This is a genomic window from Campylobacter sp. 19-13652 (genome assembly GCF_019702925.1).
Taxonomy (GTDB): domain Bacteria; phylum Campylobacterota; class Campylobacteria; order Campylobacterales; family Campylobacteraceae; genus Campylobacter_A.
The window spans coordinates 1,358,002-1,374,933 of sequence record NZ_AP024713.1 but is presented as its reverse complement, the minus strand read 5'-3'; the positions used below and the strand labels follow the sequence as shown (position 1 = coordinate 1,374,933).

Here is a 16,932-nt window from a genome sequence, read left to right as displayed (position 1 = left end):
ATTCTGCCTAATTAATTAAGATTAATTATTTTAGGTATAAAAAAGGTAAGCTACTAAGAGTGAATGGTGGATGCCTTGGCTAGTAGAGGCGATGAAGGACGTACTAGACTGCGATAAGCTACGGGGAGCTGTCAAGAAGCTTTGATCCGTAGATTTCCGAATGGGGCAACCCAGTATATAGAGATATATACTACCGCAATGCGGGGCGAACTTGGGGAATTGAAACATCTTAGTACCCAAAGGAAGAGAAATCAATAGAGATTACGTCAGTAGCGGCGAGCGAAAGCGTAAGAGGGCAAACCTAGTGCTTGCACTAGGGGTTGTAGGACTGCAATATAGACTAAATGATGATAGCAGAATAATCTGGAAAGATTAACTATAAAGGGTGATAGTCCCGTATGCGAAATCTGATTTTTACTTAGCAGTATCCTGAGTAGGGCGAGACACGTGAAATCTTGTCTGAAGCTGGGAAGACCACTTTCCAACCCTAAATACTACTACTAGACCGATAGCGAACAAGTACCGTGAGGGAAAGGTGAAAAGAACTGAGGTGATCAGAGTGAAATAGAACCTGAAACCATTTACTTACAATCATTCAGAGCCCTATGATTTATCAGGGTGATGGACTGCCTTTTGCATAATGAGCCTGCGAGTTGTGGTGTCTGGCGAGGTTAAGGAAACCCGGAGCCGTAGCGAAAGCGAGTCTTAATAGGGCGATTAGTCAGATGCTGCAGACCCGAAACGAAGTGATCTATCCATGAGCAGGTTGAAGCTGGTGTAAGAACCAGTGGAGGACCGAACCCGCTAGCGTTGAAAAGCTATGGGATGACTTGTGGATAGGGGTGAAAGGCCAATCAAACTTCGTGATAGCTGGTTCTCTCCGAAATATATTTAGGTATAGCGTTGTGTCGTAATATAAGGGGGTAGAGCACTGAATGGGCTAGGGCATACACCAATGTACCAAACCCTATCAAACTCCGAATACCTTATATGTAATCACAGCAGTCAGGCGGCGAGTGATAAAATCCGTCGTCGAGAGGGGAACAACCCAGACTAACAGCTAAGGTCCCTAAATCTCATTTAAGTGGAAAACGATGTGAAGTTACTGAAACAACCAGGAGGTTGGCTTAGAAGCAGCCATCCTTTAAAGAAAGCGTAATAGCTCACTGGTCTAGTGATTTTGCGCGGAAAATATAACGGGGCTAAAATGAGTACCGAAGCTTTAGACTTGTCTATGACTATTCAGACTAGCTCGTCTTTTAAGTGTCTTTAAATGAGCTTGAAATTTTACTCAGTTACATACTTTATGTATGCTACTTCGTAAAATTCCATTGCAACATTTAAATCCATTTTAAAATACTTCGCTTTCTTTGTTAAAAGATAGTAGAGTTTTTAAATGGTAAGATTAAATTTAAAGATAAAATAAAATATGAGTATAAAAAGTCTTAATAGTCATAGACAAGTGGTAGGAGAGCGTCCTATTCAGCGTTGAAGGTGTACCGGTAAGGAGCGCTGGAGCGGATAGGAGTGAGCATGCAGGCATGAGTAGCGATAATTGGGGTGAGAATCCCCAACGCCGTAAACCCAAGGTTTCCTACGCGATGCTCGTCATCGTAGGGTTAGTCGGGTCCTAAGCAAAGTCCGAAAGGGGTATGCGATGGCAAATTGGTTAATATTCCAATACCAACACTATTGTGCGATGGAAGGACGCTTAGGGCTAAGAGAGCTAGCTGATGGAAGTGCTAGTCTAAGGATGTAGGTTGAATTATAGGCAAATCCGTAATTCTTTATCCGAGATCTGAAAGGCTCACAAAACTCTTCGGAGTAGCGTGAGAATCTCTGATGCCGTCGAGCCAAGAAAAGTTTCTAAGTTTAGATAGTGTTGCCCGTACCGTAAACCGACACAGGTGGGTGGGATGAGTATTCTAAGGCGCGTGGAAGAACTCTCTTTAAGGAACTCTGCAAAATAGCACCGTATCTTCGGTATAAGGTGTGCCTAACCAGGTGTATGGATTTACTCCAAAAGCCAGGAAGGTTACAACAAAGAGTCCCTCCCGACTGTTTACCAAAAACACAGCACTCTGCTAACTCGTAAGAGGATGTATAGGGTGTGACGCCTGCCCGGTGCTCGAAGGTTAATTGATGGGGTTAGCGTAAGCGAAGCTCTTGATCGAAGCCCGAGTAAACGGCGGCCGTAACTATAACGGTCCTAAGGTAGCGAAATTCCTTGTCGGTTAAATACCGACCTGCATGAATGGCGTAACGAGATGGGAGCTGTCTCAAAGAGGGATCCAGTGAAATTGTAGTGGAGGTGAAAATTCCTCCTACCCGCGGCAAGACGGAAAGACCCCGTGGACCTTTACTACAGCTTGATACTGCTATTGGGATAAAGATGTGCAGGATAGGTGGGAGGCTTTGAGTATATGACGCCAGTTGTATATGAGCCGTTGTTGAGATACCACTCTTTTTTATTCTGATAGCTAACTAGCCTGAGTTATCCTCAGGTAGGACAATGTCTGGTGGGTAGTTTGACTGGGGCGGTCGCCTCCCAAAATGTAACGGAGGCTTACAAAGGTTGGCTCATGTCGGTTGGAAATCGACAGCAGAGTATAAAGGCAAAAGCCAGCTTAACTGCGAGACATACAGGTCGAGCAGGGACGAAAGTCGGTCTTAGTGATCCGGTGGTTCTGTGTGGAAGGGCCATCGCTCAAAGGATAAAAGGTACCCCGGGGATAACAGGCTGATCTCCCCCAAGAGCTCACATCGACGGGGAGGTTTGGCACCTCGATGTCGGCTCATCGCATCCTGGGGCTGGAGCAGGTCCCAAGGGTATGGCTGTTCGCCATTTAAAGCGGTACGCGAGCTGGGTTCAGAACGTCGTGAGACAGTTCGGTCCCTATCTGCCGTGGGCGTAAGAAGATTGAGGAGATTTGACCCTAGTACGAGAGGACCGGGTTGAACGAACCACTGGTGTAGCTGTTGTTCTGCCAAGAGCACCGCAGCGTAGCTAAGTTCGGATGTGATAAGAGCTGAAAGCATCTAAGCTCGAAGCCAACTCCAAGATGAATCTTCTTTTAAGAGCTCAGAAAGACTATCTGTTTGATAGGCTGGGTGTGTAAGTGATGAAAGTCATTTAGCTGACCAGTACTAATAGCTCGTTTGCTTATCTTAAATAAGCATCACTTCCTTGTTAAGGGTAATTTTTACTTGCTCTTTTTCCGTTATGCGTCGTTGGACTGCATTCGAAACTTCGGTCATTACCTATTTGGTAACTCCCTTGTTTCTCATTTGTCCGCCTAGCCTAACGAAAAAAAGCTACGTAAAAACAGATCCTAAAACAAGAAAAGTAAAATAAAACTTTTTATTAAAGCGAAGCTTCTTTAAAACAAAGCTTTTAAACTTGTCTCTTAACATTTAACACAAATAGCGTTAATCAGTGTATCTTTAAAAGATATATTGCTTAACGCTGTCCGTGGCTATACAGACTGGGAAACGCCTTGTACCATCTCGAACCAAGAAGCTAAGCCAGTCATGGCTGATGATACTCTCCCTTACTGGGATGTCGGGAAAGTAAGTCGCTGCGGACTCGTTAATTATTCACTATCTACTTTCTAAAATCTACTTATAAAATTAATTTATGTTTAATAGATTAAATGTAATGGATTAGTTATTGCCTATTAATTGCTATTAGTGTTAATATTCTTTATTTAGTAGCAGGTTATTCCTATGTGTTTATAGTCTTAATAAAACTTATAACTTAACATTCATTAAAGAATTGATACATTGATACATTGATTAAATAAGTAATATAATCTATTGATTATAAAAGTTATCTAGTCATAACATACAAAAATATATAACTAAATAAAAAGAGTCGGTGTAAAAATATGTTTAGAATTTAAATCTTATAAAATATTGGTTATAAGTATAATATTATGATTAAGTTATATATTGCTCTGCTAATTCATTAATCACCTTTTTATCTAGCCTTTACTTATTGTAAAACAAAAACAGAGTGTAAATATCTACCCATAATCTATACCATAATGCTACTACATGTGTATAGCTTTGATAAAAATCAGCAATAACTAAAAATATATAAATTTAAAAACTAAAGCCCATTTATTTAAGTATCTTATAAATTAAACTACTGTTTGGTACTTCACGCATCTTTTAAAAGCATAGAAAGCTTATTAAAAAGCTAGTTGTTTAGTTATAGGCCTTCTAAGCAAATATTACTGCTTTATAAATTTAAAAGACAATCTTTATACAACGTATATGGATTGTTTATTAATAGCTATTATATCGCAAAATAATATACTGGCTAAAGTACAAGAACATGGTAGGCCACATAGTGGCTTAGCAGAGCAACTGCTTACTGTGCGTGTGTTAAGCTTATCTAGTAAAGCAAAGCTTATTTAAAACAAGGCAAAGCCGCAGTTTCTATCAAAACAAGGCAAAGCCGCAGTTTCTTTAAAGCTGCGTATGTGGTCGGCATATGCACAGCTTTAAAGAACTTTGCTTCCCGCATCAATTTATAGCACACCCAAATACAACAAACTTGATATAGGGGAGTATTATTGCTTATGATGTAAGACATATAAAAGTATTTTACTTTACATACTCACTCTTATCCATGCTCTCCAGATTTTATACCAAGCTTTGCTAAGAGCTAAAATAGTACTGACATTATTGCTTTTATAGCGTTAGTAATGCTTTATGCTACCAGTATGAATTAATAATGTTTGGTTTGTAAAATGAGGAGGGGGATTAAATTTGTAATTTAAAAACAATAATATGTTTTTAAAGAGCCTGTATTATAAATTAAATTATAGGGCGATAAAAGTAAAGAAGAGTAAAAGAGTGGAGCTAATGGTGTTTTATGGGGGCTCTTTGTTGGGTAGATGAATGGATATAGGGATTGCTTTAGTTTGGATTTGTGATGTTTTACTAAGGCTCTAAAGTCTTTTATAATCTTTCTTGCTTTATATAAAGGCTTTATTTATTATTGCTAAGCATTAGAGACTTAGTTTTGGTGATAGGTGTTTGGGCTTAAGGAGTAGGTAGAGAGTGGATAAAATTAATGTATTAGATGGCAAGAGATCTTATTTTATAAACTCTTGGTTTGGTAGGCGGTTAGAGGCGGTTACTAATTGATTGTTGAATGGGTGTTTGGATTAAAGTACCTTGCACAAAACTTTCTAGCTAACTTATTAGAGTGTAAAAGATATAAAATTATATGGGTATTTAATGAAACAAAGCTAAGCATAAAATAAAATTAGCAAGGTTTGGTTTTATGTATAATTTTAGGCTTTTACTTTGTTGTTTTTTTGAAATTATTTGTGGGAGAGGGTAGTTTAGGAGTAATATGTGAGTGAGGTAGAGCCAAATTTTTTGCTTTTAATCTTATTAAAATCCCCTACTTGTTCTGGCATAGCCACAGCCGAGGAATGCTCAAAGCAGACTATTTTCACGCGCTTCCTTGGCACATCATTAAGCAATTTAAAAAGTCTATCATATACGCGCTCGAAGCCCCCTCTAATATCAAATGGTGGATCTAGATATAATATCACAGGAATATCTGCCCCTAATATTACCTCCATAAGAAGCTCAAAGCTATCGCCAAGTATGACGCTCGCCGCACACCCTTCTAAAGCCGCGCAGTTTTTGCTTGCTAGCTTATAGGCGGCTTTGTCTATCTCTATGGCTAGAGCCTTTTTTGCGCCATTACTTACCGCCTCGCACGCCATTAGTGCACTACCACCAAAACCCTCTATAAAAAGCGCATCATCTAGCTCATATCTGGTGGTATTAAAAAACGACTGTCTGACTATTGATTTTGTGCTGCGTGTGGTTTTTAGGCTTGGTAGGGCTAGCTTTTTGCCTTTAAATTTTCCGCTTGTAATAGTAGTAAAAAGCGACTTTTTAGGTTCAGATTTTATCTTTGGCTTTTCTTGCTTTTTTTCAAATTTATTTAAATATTCATCTACACTTTTTAGTACTAAGCTCATCTTACCTGCCTTAAAATAGCTATTAAATCCGCCTTAAATTTATCACATAATTCATTAATTGCGCTTTCTAGATCGTCTTTTGTCTCTTTTGGTTTTATCGTTGCCATGGGGACTTGTATGGCTGAGTAAAAATCCTGTAAGCTTTCAAAAAGTGCATCTTTTGTAAATGGTAGTGATATGTGGGGTGAGTCTTTGCTGATTATAAAGACTGGTTTACTAGCCTTTATTCTACGGTCGCTTATGATAAAATCGCATTCAGCTCTAGCACAGCTAAAATCCTTGCAAAACAGCCGTAAAGCCTCTGCTAAAAGCACGCATTCGCAGTCTATGTTTATTCTCATCTTTCCCCTTTTTTAAAATTGTACCCAAAAAGGCTAAAGAATTTAATAAAATAGACGATATAATAAGCAGAAAATACACAAGGAGAAACAAATGGAGATATTTAAAGCGGCTGCTGCGCAAAATCAAGTAGCGGCGGTGCAATCATCTCAACCATCTCAAACTCGTCCAGTAGAGCATACTCAGATACAGGCTGATAGCACCCAAAAGGCAGAGCAAAGCCAAGGACAGGATACAAAGCTTAGTAATGAGGAGTTAGCCAAGCAGACAAAAGAGGCTACGGATAAGCTAAATGAGCAGATGGAGCAGCTTGATACAAATGTGCGCTTTAATTATAATGATAAGATAAATATTATGGTAGTGCAGGTAACTGAGGCTACCACAGGCAAGGTGATACGCCAGCTCCCAAGCGAGCAGGCCATTAAAATAAGTGAATATTTTAAAGAAAGTATCGGCATACTTTTTGACAAGGAGAGTTAAAAATGGCAGTAGGTACGGCTACGTTCGTTGGATTTAATGGATCTAAATTTCTAAACGAAGAAACTATCACGAAGCTACAAGGCGCAGATGAAGCTAGTCTTTTAAGGATGCCAAAAAAAGACCTGGAGCAAAATACTGAAAAACAAAAAGGGCTAACTAAGCTTACAACCATCATGACAAAGCTACAGACAAGCTTTAAAGATCTAGCTGATGAGACGAGCTTTTTAAAGCGTACGGTGGATACGAGTGGTGAGAGCGCTACTATGAGCGTTAGTTCTGGTGTTAGCTTACAAAGCTTAAAGATAGATGTAACGCAACTAGCTGATAGAGATAGCTATAAAAGCGTAAATTTTAAAAGCCGTAACGATATTTTAGGGCTTAATAAAGATACCACTATGAGAATTAAGATAGATGGTATTGAGTATGATTTAAAGCTTAAAAAAGATGCCACGCTTCAGGATTTAGCCGATGCGATAAATGATAAAACTGGCGGAGACGTGCAGGCTAAGATAATAAATGTGGGTGGCAAAAACCCATACCAAATGGTAATACAATCAGCTAAAACTGGTGCAGATAAGGCTATTGAATTTAGTGAAGTAGGGGAGAGTAATCTATTTGAGGCCATATTTGGAGTAAACTCAAAAACTCAGGTAATGCAAGAGGATAAAGACGCCACTGCTGCTGCACGCACTAGCGATCCTAACGCAGCCCCTGTGATGAAGCCAGTAACAGCAAATGGCGAAAATATTTTTAAATTTGATCTAAGCAGCGTAAGATTAACAGAGGCCGCTGACGCTAAGTTTGAATACAATGGCTTAAGTGTAAGCCGCTCATCAAATTCTATTAGTGATTTGCGCGTTGGGATTACAATTGATCTTAAAAAAATAGGTGAGACTAGCTTTGAGGTAAAGCAAGACACCAAAGACATGAAAAAAAATCTAAGCGATATGGTGAGTGCTTATAATGAGCTTATGAATGAGCTTAGTACGGTTACTGTGCATGATAGCGAGACTAATACCACTGGTGTGTTTCAAAGCACTAGCGAGGTAAAGGGTATACGGGATAAACTAAATAAAATCCTAGGCTACACCATGCAGCGCGATAAAGATATAGACGAGATAAATTTAACTGCAACCAATAACAGAATGACCGTAGCTGAAGTTAGAAAAGATAACGCATTGATGAAAAAGACTATTAGTATGGCTGATTTTGGACTTAGTTTAAACGAAAAAGGCTTGCTTGAGTTTGATGAGTCTACCTTTAATAAAAAGCTGTCTTATGACGAGGCGCATGGATTACAGGATGTAAAGAATTTCTTTGTATCTGAGACAAAGCACAATCGCATAAGTTATCAAAGTGGCGAGATAAATAGTGGCGAAATAGAGCTAGACGATAAGAAAAATATCACGATAAATGGCGTGGCGATTAAATTTAAAACCGAGGCTACTAGTACCCAAGAGGATAACGCAAAAGCATTTATAAAAGCTGTTAATGATGCTGATATATCTGGGCTTAGCGTGAGCTATATAAATGGCAAGATAACGCTATCTAAAGCAGATGGATATGATATAGATATATCAGGTGATGCCGATAAGCTCGCTATGTTTGGATTAAAAAAGACGACAGTGCAGCCTAATAATGATGTAAAAAATGGTATGTTTACGCAGCTTAAGGATGCGATGCTTGATCTTTTAGCAAAAGATGAGCGCGGCAGAGATGATGGTGTACTGACAAAATACGCAAAATCTTTAAAAAACAATAATGAAAAGTTACAAAAAGATATAAAGAAAATTCAAGAAGATGTCAAGACAAAATATGACCAGATGAGAGAGCAGTTTATCCGCTATGAGCAAGCCATACAAAAGGTGCAAAGCATGTGGGCACCAATGGAAAGTATGATAAATTTTGAGCTGGCAAAGAAATAAGGTAAAAATATGAACAATACAGCATACGCAGCATATACCCAAACTAGCATAGGCGGCATAGAGTCGCCTACTAAGCTTATAGGCATGCTTTATGATGGAATACTTCGGTTTATCTACCGCACAAAAAAGGCGATGTCTGAGGGCGATGTAGAGAAAAAGGTATATTATATAAATCGTACAAATGCCATTTTTATGGAGCTTTTAAACTCCCTTGATTACTCCGCTGGCGATGTCGCCCATTATCTAGCTGGTATTTATACTCGCCAAATTCAGCTTCTAACAGCGGCAAATGTGCGAAACGACATTCAAAGCCTTGATGAGGTAGTAAATGTCGTAAGGCAGCTCTCAGAGGCGTGGCGCGACGTGACAGATGAAGGTGAGGGCGAGCTATGAGTGGCGATTGGCTTTCGCGTTTTAAGCTTGCCATAGTCAATGACAATGCCGAGGCTATAGAGGCGCTGGCTGATGAATTTAATGAAAATAGTGTAGATGGCGTCGATGATTTAAGGGAGGCTCAAGCCCTTCTATCCGAGGCTGTAATCGTTCTAGAAAATAAAAAATCAAAAATTGAAATCGAGCTTAAAAAGGCTAATAAAGTAAGAAACTATATGTTTTAACGCCTTTTTTGGTTTTATTATAGAATTTAAAATCACAAAATTTCTCTTTGTTTTAAATTTATTCATGTGCTTGAGGGCAGGGTTTAAGCTGTTTGTATTTTAAATTTGGCTCTGTTTTAAAAAAGTATTGCTTTTTAAAAGCTTAATTTAGTTTTGGAGAGCTATCGCCACGTATATGAGTGGCTTATTTATTGATCGCATTGCTTCTCAATATGCTCGCTCACTCGCTTACGGCACAGGAGTGTATGCAAGCCACGAAGTGGCTTAGCACAGCAACTGCTTGCTGTGCGTGCATAAAGCGAAAACAAGCGAAGCGAAGTTTCTGTGAAAACAAGCGAAGCGAAGTTTCTGTGAAAACAAGCGAAGCGAAGTTTCTAGGTGAAGCGAAGCGGAACTAGATGTTGGCGAGTATATCGCTTTGCGATACGAGCCGCAAAAAAGCAGTCGTCGTCCTAAGTCCTACTAACTTAAGAGCGCTTCCCCAGATTTTTACGTTGAGCAACTGCGAAGTGCTAAAAATCGTGCCGACATTGTGTAATAAGGGCGATAATGCCAAAAACCACTGGCACAAATTAGGGGTGCTGTGCTTACTTTAGTGTCACTAAGGAGTAATGCTTTGTTAAAAGAGAGTCTTAAATTTATATTCCTGACTTTAATGGCATGTGTAAATTTAAAGTCTTTGGGGGCTTGAGATTTACTAAACTAACTATGTAAATTTTATCTCATTTTCAAGCCTTTTTATAATACATTTTGTCTATAATTTTCAAGAGATATCCATTATAAATTTAAAAGCTTTTGGAACATATTTAGGATAAAAAACGGCAGTAGCATTGCGTACAAATCCCTATTATATCGGCATTTTGCTACAATAACTATAATTTTATCCACTCTATTATAAATGGTCTTTTATAGTTTTACTGATAAAAGATTTCTAAGAGCGCTAGATATTAAAATTTAAAGCATGTCTCACAGGGATAAGCGGACGCAAAATGGATAAACTCATATTGCGTCTATATGTTTAGCTTATGTTTAGTTTTTAGGCGTTACTACAAATATACTTCCGCCATATTTTTGGGCTACAAATTCCTTCATGGCATCGCTTGTTAGTACCTCTTTAAGAGTGGCTATCCTAGGGTCGTTTTCTAGTTCTGGGCGAGTGGCTAGGATATTTGTATACAGTGAGTCGGTATCCTCGTGAAATAGCGAGTCTTTAGCTATGTCTATGCCAGCTTGAAGTGCGTAGTTTCCAGTGATGACTGCGCCGTCTACGCCTTTATAAATTTTAGGCAGGGTTGCGGCTTCGACTTGACGAAATACTATGCGCTTTGGATTTTCTATTATGTCAAACTCTGTTGTTTGCAGGTTGTTTTGGTCTTTGACTTTTATAAAGCCATGCTCAGCTAGGAAAAGTAACGCCCTTGAGTAATTGCTCGGATCGTTTGGCACGGCTATGCTAGCGCCCACTGGAAAGTCCTCAAAGCTTTTGTGATTTATTGAATAAAATCCCATAGGCGTTATATAAATTCGTCCCAGCGAAATTAAATTCCAGCCATTTTTTTTGTTTGTAAAATCCAAAAATGGCTTGTGCTGGTATAAATTTGCGTCGCTATCGCCTTTGGCTAGGGTCAGATTTGGCGTGATGTAATCGGTGAAATTTTGCACGATTAAATCTATGCCTTTTTCTTTTAGGATAGGCTTAGCAAACTCTAGCATAACGGCTGCTGGCACTGGTGTAGCGCCCACTCTTAGCGTCTCATTTGCGCTTAAGCTTACACCCAAAAGCCCCACAAATAGGGCGAAAATAAATTTTTTCATCTTTTCTCCTTAACGTTGGTTTCGTATTTTATTTGATATCGCGTCGCCACTTAGCTGTATGGCTTGCACGAGCATGATGATTATACCTACAGAGTAAGCAAGCACGAGCGGTTCATAGGACTGATAGCCTATGCGTATAGCCAAATCTCCTAATCCGCCACCACCTACCACTCCAGCCATAGCCGAGTAGCCAACTAGACTAATACTTGTGATTGTAACAGCATTTATTAGAGCTGGTAGGCACTCAGCTAGCGTCATTAGGGTTATCTCTTTTTTGTTTGCTCCAAGTGCCAAAGATGCCTCGATAAGCCCGCTATCAACCTCTAGCATAGCCCCTTCAAAAAGCCTAGCAATAAACGGCACGGCTGCGATTATTAGTGGTATTATGGCTGTTGTAGAGCCTATGTATTCGCCTGTAATTGCAGCAGAAAGTGGCAAGAGTAAGATAATGAGTATTAAAAATGGAAAAGACCTCGTTACATTTACCACGGCGCCTAAAATTTTATTAAGCTTTGGATTTGGCGATATGCCGTCGCTTCTTGTGTTTCTTAAAAGTACGCCAAGCGGCAAGCCAAAAATTACAGCAAAAAACGCAGAAACAGCTACCATGTAGATGGTCTCATTTAGTGATTTTACGAGATTATAGGCTGTTGGGTCTGTAAACGTCTGGCTTAAAAAATCAAGATATTTAACATATAAACTCACTCTTGCTCTCCTAGTTTTATAAGTGTTACTCCAGCCTCTTTTAAATAGCCAAGAGCGCCATTTATCGCCTCTTTTTGCCCTGTAAATTTGACGTTTAAATGTCCCACTTCGCCGCTTGATAGCTCGTCTATGTTGCCGCTTAGGATGTTTGCGTCTATGTTGTAGCGTTTTATTATTTGCGAGATTAGTGGCTCGTTTGCCTTTTGTCCTGTAAAGACTATGCGGTAGCAGCCCTCTCCGTAGCGTACGCTCTCGCTTTTTGCTCCCACTAGCTCTTTTGTTACGGTGTGCTTTGGCGCGGCAAATATTTCACTTGCGCTACCGCTTTCTACTATATGTCCGCCTTCTATGACGTGTACAGTGCTGGCTAGGTAGCGTACGACCTCGATTTGGTGAGTGATTAGTACGACTGTTAGCCCAAGTTCGGCTTGAAGTTTTTTAAGCAGTTTAAGCACGCCTTTTGTCGTTTTTGGATCAAGTGCACTTGTGGCCTCATCGCAGAGTAGTATTTCAGGTGAATTTGCAAGAGCTCTTGCTATGGCTACGCGTTGCTTTTGCCCTCCGCTTAGCTCGCTTATGCGAAAGTCTGCTCTCTTTTCTAGCCCCACAAGCTCTAAAAGCTCGTCTACTCTAGGGGTTATTTTATCTTTTTGCCAGCCAGCTATTTTTAGCGCATACGCCACATTTTCTCGGACGTTCTTTGCGCTTAGGAGGTTAAAATGCTGAAATATCATGCCTATTTTCTGTCTTTTTTTGGTTAGCTCTGCTTCGCTTAGGCTTAGCATATTTACGCCATTTATTAGCACCTCTCCATTACTAGGACGCTCCAATAAATTTATGCAGCGTATGAGCGTGCTTTTACCAGCGCCACTATAGCCTATAATGCTACATATTTCGCCTCGGGCTACGTTTAAGTTTATCCCTTTTAGTGCGCAAAATCCGTTTGGATAAATTTTTTCTATATTTTTAAGCTGTATCAAGGCTTTTCCTTGCGATAAAAATGTGAAATAATAGCTTAAAAATCCTAAAAGAATATTTATTAATAATAATTAAATTTATTCTAACGTAATTTCGCCCCTTAGAGCGTATTCTCGCTTTCTTTCGCTTGAGCTTGCGATATTTAAGCTCTTTCTATATTTTGTGATAGTTCGCCTTACTATGGGGGTATTAAATTTTTGGCTGATTAGTTCTTGTAATTTTAGGTCGCTTAGGGGCTTTTGCTTTGTTTCGTTTTTGATTAAATTTATTAAAAACTCTTTTATAGTTGCATTTGAAAGCTCCTCATCGCCAACACTTGTGGTAAAAAACTGCCTCATCTCGCAAAGCCCTCTTGATGAGGAGATAAATTTTCCACTTATTGCTCTGCTTATAGTTGATGGGCTTCTGCCTAACTCCTCTGCTATGTCGCTTAGCTTTAAAGGCTTCATGTCTCCACCGTAAAAGTACTCATACTGATACTCAACTAGCATCAATCCTATCCTATAAAGCGTCGCCTTTCTCATATCAAGCGCATCTATTACGTCTTTTGCTGATTTTAGCCGTGAGCTTACAAACTCCTGTGTTGCATCCACTCCTTCTGTGTCTATTTCTATATCAGGGTACGCTTCGTCATTTATCCTCACGCTTATTCCACCATCTTTTATCTCGATAAAAATGTCAGCTTGCACGTGCTGACTAGGCTCGCTAAAATCAATAGCTGGCGGGATATTAAATTTTTTAATAAGCTCTAAGGCTTTAGCGTAGTTTGTACTTTTTTGCAGCTTTTTTAGGCTTGTCTCATCCCCTAAAATCTCCACCGCTAGCCTACATACCTCCTCAGGTGCGTCGCATACGCTTATGCCAAATTTTATCGCCTCTTTGGCGTCTTTTGCCCCCACGCCTATAGGCTCAAGATAGGCAAATCTCTGCCGCACTCGCTCGACATCATCTGGCGCAAAATCCGCAAAATATTCGCTATCTGGCTCAAAATATCCATCTGGATTTATGCACTCGATTATTCGGCGCGCTATGGTTTGGGATTTTGACGTGGGAAAAAGCGGAGGCTCAATCTGGGCTAAAAGCGTTTCATAAAGGCTTGTTTTAGCTACACTTAAGCTTTCTATCTTTTCGCTTACGCTATTCTTGCTAATATCGCTAAAAAAATTCGAAGCTTTTTTAAATTTGGGGCTGATTTTGGCAAATGGATTATCGGCTAAAAACGGCTTTAACACGTCATCCATCTCATCAAGTGGAGCCTGAAGTATCGGCAGCCAACTACGCAGCGTCTGATTTAGTTTTGTCTTTGGCGCTTGAGTAAGGTTTTGACGTAGCTTCATTTTACTCTAGCAGTTTAAAATCTTCGCCTAGGTAGTGGGTGCGTACACGCTTGTCGTTTGTTACGCTTTGTGCGTCGCCACTGGCGAGGAGCTTGCCGTCTTTTATGACGTAGGCTCTATCGCAGATGGCTAGGGTTTCGCGGACATTATGGTCTGTGATTAAAACGCCAATCCCCAGGCTTTTTAGCTCTCTTATTATGCTTTGGATATCGGCCACGGCGATAGGGTCAACCCCAGCAAAAGGTTCATCAAGCAGGAGAAATTTAGGCGATATTATCAGGCTTCTAGCGATTTCACAGCGTCTACGCTCACCGCCGCTTAGACTTATGCCCTTTCTTAGTCTAATAGGCTCAATGTTTAAAAGATCAAGCATCTCATCTACTCTCTTTTGAGCCTGTTTTTCGTCTTTTATGGAGATTTCTGCTGCTAGCATTAAATTTTCCTCTACGCTAAGCTCCCTAAAAATCGAGCTTTCTTGTGGCAAATACCCTATGCCAAGCCCAGCGCGCTCGCTTAGGCTAATTGTGCTTATATCCATGCCGTCAAGCTCTATTTTGCCGCTTGTTGCGCTAATGAGTCCACAAATCATATAAAACGTCGTCGTCTTTCCAGCTCCGTTTGGCCCCAGCAAACCCACGACTTCGCCGCTATTTAGGCTCATACTTATGCCCTTTATTATAGGCGTATTTTTTATAGTTTTTTTAAGTTCGGTTATTTCTAGCTTATGCTTCATAAATCTCATACTCTCGTTCGCTATTTTTTACGCTTATTTTTACCACAGTTGGGGTTATGGCGTATTTTTTTAAGGCTTTTATAAGCTCATCATCACCCCACTCGATTACATGTAGCCCATCTTGCAATAAATTCTCAAAAAGCCCATTTTGAACCATCGCGCTAAATCCATTTTGATATATGTCGTAGTGATAAAGCATCCCAGTGGCAAACTCATAGCTTTGCATTATGCTAAATGTAGGCGAGGTTATCTCCTCGTCTATGCCAAGGGTTAAAGCCAGCGCCTTTGTTAGGGTGGTTTTGCCGCTTGCTAAGTCGCCTTTTAGGATTATCACGCCCTCTTTTGGCAGGGCGTTTACGACTTTTGATAGCTCCTCTTTGCTTGCGCTAAGTTTTTTCATATTTGCCTTACGTATTCGGCTTGAGCCTGCTTTGGAATGCTCTTGGTTGTTGGTATGGCTAAGACTTCGTAGCTTATGTCTTTATCGAGGAATTTGATAGTGATTTTATCACCTATTTTTACCTCTTTGCTGGCCTTTGCCACTACGCCATTTATGCTTACGACGCCACTTTTGCACATATCCTCGCTTATGGCACGGCGTTTTGTTATATTGACTGTGTTTAGGTATTTATCTACTCTCATAAGGGGGATTTTATCAAAAAAATGCTTAATAAATTCGTTTAAATTTTAAATTTATCTTTTTTTCTGTAATATTTTATTTTTATTTAAAATTTGCGGAGGATTTAGAATGGCTAAGGATGTGAAAAAGAGTGTTAAAAAGGTGGTTTTGGCCTATTCTGGTGGGCTTGATACGAGCGTGATTTTAAAATGGCTGGGCGATGAGTATGGCTGCGAGGTGGTTACATTTACCGCCGACATCGGACAGGGCGAGGAGCTAGACCCAGTAAGAACAAAGGCAAAGGCTCTGGGCGTAAAGGACGAAAACATCTTTATCGAGGATTTAAAAGAGGAATTTGTCCGTGATTTTGTCTTTCCTATGTTTAGGGCAAACGCCGTGTATGAGGGCGAGTATCTGCTTGGCACATCCATAGCTCGTCCGCTAATAGCAAAGCATCTCGTTCGCATAGCTGGGCTTACTGGGGCGGACGCCATCAGCCACGGCGCAACTGGCAAGGGCAATGATCAGGTTCGCTTTGAGCTTGGTGCATACGCGCTAAATCCAGAGATAAAAGTCATCGCTCCGTGGCGTGAGTGGGACTTAAACAGCCGTGAAAAGCTGCTAGCCTATGCCGCAAAGCACGGCATAGACATAGCTAAAAAGCCTGGTCGTAGCCCCTACTCAATGGACGCAAACCTGCTTCACATAAGCTACGAGGGGCTAGTGCTAGAAGACCCAAATGCTGCCCCAGAGCCTGATATGTGGCGCTGGAGCGTAAGCCCAAAGGACGCTCCAGATGAGGGCGAAGTAATCGAGATTGAATTTAAACAGGGCGACGCTGTGGCGATAAACGGCGAAAAGCTAAGTCCAGCAAATTTACTAGCCAAGCTAAACGCGCTGGGTGCAAAGCACGGCGTGGGTAGGCTGGATCTAGTTGAAAATCGCTTTGTGGGTATGAAAAGTAGGGGCTGCTACGAAACGCCTGGCGGGACGATACTTTTAAAGGCTCACAGGGCGATTGAGAGCCTTACGCTTGATAGGGGTGCGGCTCACTTAAAAGACGAGCTAATGCCACGCTATGCTGAGCTTGTATATAACGGCTTTTGGTTTAGCCCAGAGCGAGAGATGCTGCAAGCCTCAATCGATCTAAGCCAAAAAAATGTAAGTGGCAAGGTAAGGCTCGAGCTTTATAAAGGCAATGTCATAGTGCTAGGCAGAGCCAGCGAAAATAGCCTGTTTGACGTGGATTTTAGCACCTTTGAAGAAGATAGCGTCTATGACCAAGCCGACGCAGAGGGCTTTATTAAGCTAAATGCCTTGCGTTTTATCATCGCTGGAAAAAATAGGAGATAAGCTTAAATATCGGTTTACAT

General features: G+C 40.5%; 14 protein-coding genes and 2 rRNA genes. 7 read left to right on the top strand and 9 right to left on the bottom strand.

Going from position 1 to position 16,932, the window contains the following annotated elements:
- Positions 1-43: 43 nt before the first annotated feature.
- Positions 44-3,171 (top strand): 23S ribosomal RNA (locus LBC_RS06700).
- A gap of 297 nt (positions 3,172-3,468) precedes the next feature.
- A 5S ribosomal RNA gene (rrf, locus tag LBC_RS06695) occupies positions 3,469-3,587 on the top strand.
- 1,770 nt (positions 3,588-5,357) lie between these two features.
- Here rrf and rsmD read toward each other — a convergent pair.
- Together rsmD and LBC_RS06685 are read right to left on the bottom strand one after the other, a co-directional pair.
- Entirely contained in the window at positions 5,358-6,011 is a 654-nt protein-coding gene (gene rsmD, locus LBC_RS06690; RefSeq protein ID WP_221253675.1) for a 16S rRNA (guanine(966)-N(2))-methyltransferase RsmD, read from the bottom strand.
- Complete coding sequence (locus LBC_RS06685; RefSeq protein WP_221253674.1) at positions 6,008-6,352, bottom strand: ornithine carbamoyltransferase; 345 nt, start codon at positions 6,350-6,352, stop codon at positions 6,008-6,010. Before LBC_RS06685 ends, rsmD begins: the two co-directional genes overlap by 4 nt.
- A 91-nt stretch (positions 6,353-6,443) precedes the next feature.
- Between LBC_RS06685 and LBC_RS06680 the strand changes: the two genes are divergently transcribed.
- From LBC_RS06680 to LBC_RS06665, 4 genes are read left to right on the top strand one after another with little or no spacing between them, the layout of a single operon-like run.
- Positions 6,444-6,830, top strand: a complete 387-nt coding sequence (locus tag LBC_RS06680; RefSeq protein WP_221253673.1) for a FlaG family protein — start codon at positions 6,444-6,446, stop codon at positions 6,828-6,830.
- A 2-nt stretch (positions 6,831-6,832) separates the two neighbouring features.
- Positions 6,833-8,755, top strand: a complete 1,923-nt coding sequence (fliD, locus tag LBC_RS06675; protein ID WP_221253672.1) for a flagellar filament capping protein FliD — start codon at positions 6,833-6,835, stop codon at positions 8,753-8,755.
- Between the two features lie 9 nt (positions 8,756-8,764).
- Complete coding sequence (fliS, locus tag LBC_RS06670) at positions 8,765-9,148, top strand: flagellar export chaperone FliS (protein ID WP_221253671.1); 384 nt, start codon at positions 8,765-8,767, stop codon at positions 9,146-9,148.
- Entirely contained in the window at positions 9,145-9,372 is a 228-nt protein-coding gene (locus LBC_RS06665) for a hypothetical protein (RefSeq protein WP_221253670.1), read from the top strand. The genes fliS and LBC_RS06665 overlap by 4 nt, the downstream gene beginning before the upstream one ends.
- Before the next feature lie 1,029 nt (positions 9,373-10,401).
- Here the strand turns inward: LBC_RS06665 and LBC_RS06660 are convergent.
- The 7 genes from LBC_RS06660 to LBC_RS06630 all read right to left on the bottom strand — a co-directional run bounded on the left by LBC_RS06660 (position 10,402) and on the right by LBC_RS06630 (position 15,582).
- Positions 10,402-11,187 (bottom strand): MetQ/NlpA family ABC transporter substrate-binding protein, encoded by a 786-nt coding sequence (locus LBC_RS06660; RefSeq protein ID WP_221253669.1) that lies wholly within the window; start codon positions 11,185-11,187, stop codon positions 10,402-10,404.
- Between the two features lie 9 nt (positions 11,188-11,196).
- Complete coding sequence (locus tag LBC_RS06655) at positions 11,197-11,796, bottom strand: methionine ABC transporter permease (RefSeq protein ID WP_221254987.1); 600 nt, start codon at positions 11,794-11,796, stop codon at positions 11,197-11,199.
- A gap of 92 nt (positions 11,797-11,888) precedes the next feature.
- Positions 11,889-12,872, bottom strand: coding sequence for a methionine ABC transporter ATP-binding protein (locus LBC_RS06650; protein ID WP_221253668.1), 984 nt, complete (start codon positions 12,870-12,872; stop codon positions 11,889-11,891).
- Positions 12,873-12,947: 75 nt separating this feature from the next.
- On the bottom strand, positions 12,948-14,207 hold the full coding sequence (locus LBC_RS06645; RefSeq protein WP_221253667.1) for an RNA polymerase factor sigma-54: 1,260 nt from the start codon (positions 14,205-14,207) through the stop codon (positions 12,948-12,950).
- 1 nt (position 14,208) lies between these two features.
- Positions 14,209-14,949, bottom strand: a complete 741-nt coding sequence (gene lptB / locus LBC_RS06640; RefSeq protein WP_221253666.1) for an LPS export ABC transporter ATP-binding protein — start codon at positions 14,947-14,949, stop codon at positions 14,209-14,211.
- Entirely contained in the window at positions 14,930-15,340 is a 411-nt protein-coding gene (gene tsaE, locus LBC_RS06635; RefSeq protein ID WP_221253665.1) for a tRNA (adenosine(37)-N6)-threonylcarbamoyltransferase complex ATPase subunit type 1 TsaE, read from the bottom strand. Before tsaE ends, lptB begins: the two co-directional genes overlap by 20 nt.
- Positions 15,337-15,582 (bottom strand): RNA-binding S4 domain-containing protein, encoded by a 246-nt coding sequence (locus LBC_RS06630; RefSeq protein WP_221253664.1) that lies wholly within the window; start codon positions 15,580-15,582, stop codon positions 15,337-15,339. Before LBC_RS06630 ends, tsaE begins: the two co-directional genes overlap by 4 nt.
- A 118-nt stretch (positions 15,583-15,700) precedes the next feature.
- Here LBC_RS06630 and LBC_RS06625 point away from each other — a divergent pair, with 118 nt between their 5' ends.
- On the top strand, positions 15,701-16,912 hold the full coding sequence (locus LBC_RS06625) for an argininosuccinate synthase (RefSeq protein ID WP_221254986.1): 1,212 nt from the start codon (positions 15,701-15,703) through the stop codon (positions 16,910-16,912).
- Positions 16,913-16,932: the final 20 nt, after the last annotated feature.

Excerpts from the sequence above, each read along its gene's own strand:
- LBC_RS06680 (WP_221253673.1), top strand. The coding sequence starts at position 6,444 with ATGGAGATATTTAAAGCGGCTGCTGCGCAAAATCAAGTAGCGGCGGTG.
- rsmD (WP_221253675.1), bottom strand. The coding sequence starts at position 6,011 with ATGAGCTTAGTACTAAAAAGTGTAGATGAATATTTAAATAAATTTGAA.
- fliS (WP_221253671.1), top strand. The coding sequence starts at position 8,765 with ATGAACAATACAGCATACGCAGCATATACCCAAACTAGCATAGGCGGC.
- lptB (WP_221253666.1), bottom strand. The coding sequence starts at position 14,949 with ATGAGATTTATGAAGCATAAGCTAGAAATAACCGAACTTAAAAAAACT.
- LBC_RS06665 (WP_221253670.1), top strand. The coding sequence starts at position 9,145 with ATGAGTGGCGATTGGCTTTCGCGTTTTAAGCTTGCCATAGTCAATGAC.
- LBC_RS06655 (WP_221254987.1), bottom strand. The coding sequence starts at position 11,796 with ATGGTAGCTGTTTCTGCGTTTTTTGCTGTAATTTTTGGCTTGCCGCTT.
- tsaE (WP_221253665.1), bottom strand. The coding sequence starts at position 15,340 with ATGAAAAAACTTAGCGCAAGCAAAGAGGAGCTATCAAAAGTCGTAAAC.
- LBC_RS06660 (WP_221253669.1), bottom strand. The coding sequence starts at position 11,187 with ATGAAAAAATTTATTTTCGCCCTATTTGTGGGGCTTTTGGGTGTAAGC.
- LBC_RS06630 (WP_221253664.1), bottom strand. The coding sequence starts at position 15,582 with ATGAGAGTAGATAAATACCTAAACACAGTCAATATAACAAAACGCCGT.
- LBC_RS06645 (WP_221253667.1), bottom strand. The coding sequence starts at position 14,207 with ATGAAGCTACGTCAAAACCTTACTCAAGCGCCAAAGACAAAACTAAAT.
- fliD (WP_221253672.1), top strand. The coding sequence starts at position 6,833 with ATGGCAGTAGGTACGGCTACGTTCGTTGGATTTAATGGATCTAAATTT.
- LBC_RS06685 (WP_221253674.1), bottom strand. The coding sequence starts at position 6,352 with ATGAGAATAAACATAGACTGCGAATGCGTGCTTTTAGCAGAGGCTTTA.